Genomic DNA, 532 nt, shown 5'->3' with positions numbered 1-532 from the left:
TACAGAAAAATCGCGGAATACTTCAAGGTGGATGTGAACTATCTGCTGACCGAGGACGAAGAGTTTGTGGTTCAGGCATCCGAGCAGTACGGCTCCCGTGGCATGAAACAGGCAAAGGATCTGATTGAAGGAATGTCCGGCTTGTTTGCGGGCGGTACGCTGTCCGAGCAGGATAAGGATGCGGTGATGAAGGCGTTGCAGGATATATATTGGGAATCCAAAGCCCGGAATGTTGAGAAATACACGCCGAAGAAATACAAGAAGACCGAGACGGACGCAGAGGAATAACTGTCTGCATCTCGGCTTCCCGACGGATTTACTTTGACTGTCTTCAACATGAAAGGGGTGAAGGTCCCGTGATAATTCGCTCCGAGGAAATATACAAAAAGGCGAACAGCATTGTCAAAAGCTGCGGAACAAGAGATACCTTGAAGATTGCCCGTGAGCTGGGCATTCATCTCCATTTTCTTGACAATCTGAACGATCTGCTCGGAATGTACACCTACCGCCATAAAGAGCGGCATATTCTTCT

1 protein-coding gene is annotated in these 532 nt (G+C 48.5%); it reads left to right on the top strand.

What is annotated here, in order from left to right; translation table 11 throughout:
• The coding region (locus tag H8711_RS13935; protein ID WP_249283917.1) for a transcriptional regulator at positions 1–288 on the top strand (288 nt) is incomplete at its 5' end.
• Between the last annotated feature and the right edge of the window lie 244 nt (positions 289–532).

Source organism: Ligaoa zhengdingensis (assembly GCF_014384885.1).
Classification (GTDB): Bacteria; Bacillota; Clostridia; order Oscillospirales; family Ruminococcaceae; genus Ligaoa; species Ligaoa zhengdingensis.
This window is presented reverse-complemented; position numbering and strand designations above follow the sequence as displayed.